At 64.7% G+C, this 4,197-nt stretch carries 4 protein-coding genes and 1 pseudogene; 2 read left to right on the forward strand and 3 right to left on the reverse strand.

The window, feature by feature from the left end; translation table 11 throughout:
* A pseudogene (locus IL54_RS25145) lies at window positions 1-298 on the reverse strand (serine protease); the annotation flags it as partial.
* 110 nt (window positions 299-408) lie between these two features.
* On the opposite strand from IL54_RS25145, the gene ada reads away from it, so the two are divergent.
* Together ada and IL54_RS21295 are read left to right on the forward strand one after the other, a co-directional pair.
* A complete protein-coding gene (gene ada, locus IL54_RS21290) occupies window positions 409-1,461 on the forward strand; it encodes a bifunctional DNA-binding transcriptional regulator/O6-methylguanine-DNA methyltransferase Ada (protein WP_037480732.1) in 1,053 nt (350 codons plus the stop codon).
* Between the two features lie 70 nt (window positions 1,462-1,531).
* Window positions 1,532-3,043: a hypothetical protein gene (locus tag IL54_RS21295; protein ID WP_037480262.1), complete on the forward strand. Its 1,512-nt coding sequence runs from the start codon at window positions 1,532-1,534 to the stop codon at window positions 3,041-3,043.
* Here the strand turns inward: IL54_RS21295 and IL54_RS23515 are convergent.
* Together IL54_RS23515 and priA are read right to left on the reverse strand one after the other, a co-directional pair.
* Window positions 2,958-3,167 carry a DUF1289 domain-containing protein gene (locus IL54_RS23515; protein ID WP_076605616.1) on the reverse strand — a complete coding sequence of 70 codons (210 nt, stop codon included), beginning with the start codon at window positions 3,165-3,167 and terminating at the stop codon, window positions 2,958-2,960. The two genes, IL54_RS21295 and IL54_RS23515, sit on opposite strands and share 86 nt — an antisense overlap.
* The coding region (gene priA, locus IL54_RS21300) for a replication restart helicase PriA (protein ID WP_076605633.1) at window positions 3,167-4,197 on the reverse strand (1,031 nt) is incomplete at its 5' end. The genes IL54_RS23515 and priA, both read right to left, overlap by 1 nt.

The raw sequence follows: 4,197 nt of genomic DNA on the forward strand, positions 1-4,197 counted from the left end.
AAAAGGCGATGATGCGCCCACCATAGGTCTTGGTGCCCTCTGACGGGATCACGCCGATGACCAGATTCTTTTCCTCGCGCGCCAGTTCGACGACATGGGCGTTGGTCAATATCTTGTCGGGCGCGACCGCCAGGCCGCTGCCATGGCCAACGAAATAGGCCTCGCTGCCATCGGTCGCGACCAGCACCACCCGCACCACCCCGCGCGCCGCTGCAGCGATATCCTGCTGTTCGGCGTGGGATGTTGCTGGCGCGAAAAGCGCGATCAGCAGGGCGAAGCGGCGGAGGAGGGCGATCATGAGCGGGCATACATATTGGATGGCGGGCGCGGCGCAATCGGGAAATGCCGCAATGTTTTGAAAGCAAGGCGCGGGAAGCATGGCCAAGCGCCCGCGTCTATTCCATAGGCATGACCCTGATGACAGCCCTTGCCGACCCGATGCCTGACGACGCGACCTGTTGGGCCGCTTTCCTGGCGCGCGACCGCACCATGGACGACCGTTTCGTCGGCTGCGTCGCCACTACCGGCATTTATTGCAAACCGAGCTGCGCCGCCCGCCATCCCAAACGCGAAAATATGCGCTTCCTGCCAGACCCCGCAGCGGCGCGCGCAGCGGGGTTCCGCGCTTGCCTGCGTTGCCGCCCGGACGAGGTGGGCCGCGACCGAATCGCCGTCGCGGCGGCGCGCGCGCTGATCGAGGCGACGGAAGACGCCACCCGGCTGGAGGCGATCGCCGCCCATGTCGGCTATGCCCCGCATCATTTCCACCGCCTGTTCAAGCGCGAAACCGGCCTCACCCCTGCCGCCTATGCCCGCGCCCTGCGCGCCGACCGATTAAAGGCCGCGCTCGACGTGCCCGGCAGCGTGACGAGCGCCATCTATGCAGCGGGCTATAATGCGCCCAGCCGCGCCTATGCCGACGCCGACCGCCATCTGGGCATGACGCCCAGCGCCTGGAAGGATGGCGGGCGCGGCGCGCTGATCCGCTGGCGCACGATCGACAGCAGTCTTGGGCCGCTTTTGGTCGCGGCGACGGCGCGCGGCCTGTGCTGTATCAGCTTCGGCGAGGGCGAGGCAGAGTTGCGCGCCCGCTTCCCCAATGCTGATCTTCAACCGGCCGACGCCACTCTCGACCAGTTGGCGGAGGCCGTCGTGACACTGGTGGATCATCCGGGCGAAACGCCGGATTTGCCGATCGACGTCTGCGGCACGGCCTTCCAACAGGCCGTCTGGGCCGCGCTGCGCGCCATCCCGCCGGGCGAAACGCGCAGCTACAGCGAGGTAGCCGCCGCCATCGGTAGGCCGCAAGCCGTCCGCGCGGCGGGCAGCGCCTGTGGCGACAATGTTCTGGCGGTCCTCGTCCCCTGCCACCGCGTGCTGCGCAGCGATGGTACGCTGGGCGGCTATGCCTGGGGTCTGGACCGCAAGCAGGCGCTGCTCGCTCGCGAAAAGGGCGAGTAGCGGGCCGATTGTATCTTTCCTTCGTGCCATCGCTCGGCCACTCTGAAGGCTGGGCCAAATGGGGGATAGGATGCGATTCTGGTTGAAAGCGCTGGCGACGATGATGCTCGCGCTGCCCGGCGTCGCACACGCGACCTGGTGGCAGGCAAAGACCGACCATTTCACCGTTTACAGCGAGGGCAAGGACGAAACGCTGCGCGGCTTTGCCGAACGTCTGGAGAAGTTCGATTTCCTCCTGCGCCGCCTCTATGGCGTCACGGATCGGCAACAGGGCAGTCCGGTCAAAGTCTACCTCTTGTCCAACGACCGCAAGGTGCAGGATCTGGCGGGCAACCGCAATCTCAAGGGCTTTTACACCACGTCGCAACGGAACGCCTACGCCTTCCTCTCTCGCGAAACGAAAAGCGGTCGCTTCGGCATAGGGGCGGAGGAAATTCTTTTCCACGAATATGCCCATCATTTCATGCTGCACTATTTTCCAGCCGCCTACCCTGCCTGGTTCGTGGAGGGGTTTGCCGAATTTTTCTCCGTCGTGAAGTTCCCCAAAAGCGGATCGATCGAGTTCGGCCATATCCCGATGGCGCGGGTGCCGGGCCTCGTGCTGGGCCAGCCCTATCCCCTGACGCAACTGCTGGCGCGCGAAACCAAGGGACTGAACCTGCGAGACGGCGATCGCTTCTATGGCACCGCCTGGTTGCTGACCCATTTCTATTTTCAGCACGCGTCGAATCGGAAGGCGGAGATCAACCGCTATCTGACAGAGATCGCCAAGGGCACGACGGACGGCGATGTGGCGCACTATTTTGAGGGCGGGCTGGACGGTCTCGAAAAAGACCTCAAAGCCTATATGCGGAAAAAGCATTTCATCAGCGTGCTCACGCCCAAGGATATGGCGATCGGAGCGATTACCGTGACCGCTGTTGACCCAGCGCAGGCGGCTTTGGTTGAGGATGAGCTACGCTTGACCCACCGCCCCAAGACGGAAGACCTGCCCGGCATTGTCGCGGCTATCCGCGCCATTGCTGACCAATATCCCGGCGATGCCTATGCGCAGGCGTTGCTCGCGGAAGCGGAATGGAAGGCGGATCAGGCAGACGCAGCGCTTGCCGCCGCTGACCGCGCCATCGCCAGCAACCCCCAATCCGCGCGCGCCCAAGCTGTTCGGGCAGAAGTGTTGCTGGAACGCGCCAATGACAGCGACAAGGCGGACGACTGGAAGGCTGCGCTGACGGCGATCGTGCGCGCCAACCGCGCTGATACCGAAGACCCGGTGCCGCTCGCGCTCTTCTATCGCTATCATGCCATGCGGGGCGGCAAGATGCCGGACCTTGGCTATGACGGTCTCTACAAGGCGTTCAGCCTGCTACCGCAAAACCCCGGCTATCGCTTCAATTTCGCGCAGGCGATGGCTTTTAGGGGTGACTATGCCAGCGCCTCGACCCTGCTCGATCCGATCGCCTATTCGCCCCATGAATCCGGGATGCGCGAAAACGCGCTCAGGATGAAGGCTCAGTTCGACGCTGAGGCGGCGAAAATGCCGAAGGGCGCGGCGAAGGCGCAAAGTCCCGCACCCGCGTCATGACGGCGGCGCGTTGCGCGTCGGTCAGGCTGCGCCAATGGACGATCTCGTCGATCGTCCGGCCGCAACCGGTGCAGGTCGCGCGCGCCGCATCCAGCGCACAGAGGTTGCGGCAGGGCGTTTCCATCACATGAAGCTATAGGGATCGACATCGACCGCCACCCGCGTCCCGGATTTCCACACGATCTGGCTCAGCCATTCGCGGATCGCGGACTGAATATCCACCTGCCGCGTGGCGTGGATCAGCAAGCGGTGCCGATGCCGCCCGCGCAATACCGACAGCGGAGCCGGGGCCGGGCCATAAACCCGCATCCCATCGATGACCGGCGCGGATTTGCCGATCAGCCGGGCGACCTGCGCGGCCTCGTCCGCATCCTCGCTCGAAATGATGATCGCGGCGAAGCGGCCGAAGGGCGGAGCATTGGCCCGCCGTCGATGCTCGGTTTCGACCGCATAGAATCGTTCGGTATCGCCATCGATCAACGCCTGGATGACTTCGCTGCCGGGCATCCGTGTCTGGATGAACACCCGCCCAGGCTTGGCCCCACGCCCCGCGCGCCCGGCAACCTGGACGATCTGCTGGAAGGTCCGCTCGGCCGCGCGCAGGTCGCCGCCTTCCAGACCCAGATCGGCGTCGATCACCCCCACCAATGTCAGGTTGGGGAAATGATAGCCCTTGGTGACCAACTGCGTGCCGACGATGATGTCGATGTCGCCCGCTTCCACCGACTTGACGAAATCAGCGGCCTTGGCGGGAGAAAACAGCGTGTCCGACGTAGCGATCGCAATCCGTGCCAGCGGCCACAGCGCCTTCACTTCGTCCGCGATCCGCTCGACGCCCGGCCCGCAGGCGACGAGGCTGTCCTCCTCCTTGCAGTCCGGGCAGAAACGCGGCGCGGGCACGACATGGCCGCAATGATGGCAGGCCAGCCGATGCGATAGCCGATGCTCCACCATCCAGGCGGTGCAATTGGGGCATTGGAAGCGATAGCCGCAATGGCGGCACAGTGTCAGCGGCGCATAGCCACGCCGGTTGAGGAAGAGCAGGCTCTGCTCGCCCTTTGCCATCGTCTCGTCGATCGCCTTGACCAGAGGCGGGGCGATCCAGCGCCCGCGCTCAGGCGGATCGGTCAGCAGGTTGACGCCCTCGATATGCG

This window comes from Sphingobium sp. ba1, assembly GCF_000743655.1.
Classification (GTDB): domain Bacteria; phylum Pseudomonadota; class Alphaproteobacteria; order Sphingomonadales; family Sphingomonadaceae; genus Sphingobium.

Coding starts and splice junctions, on each gene's coding strand:
- IL54_RS21295 (WP_037480262.1), top strand. CDS start 1,532: ATGCGATTCTGGTTGAAAGCGCTGGCGACGATGATGCTCGCGCTGCCC.
- IL54_RS23515 (WP_076605616.1), bottom strand. CDS start 3,167: ATGGAAACGCCCTGCCGCAACCTCTGTGCGCTGGATGCGGCGCGCGCG.
- ada (WP_037480732.1), top strand. CDS start 409: ATGACCCTGATGACAGCCCTTGCCGACCCGATGCCTGACGACGCGACC.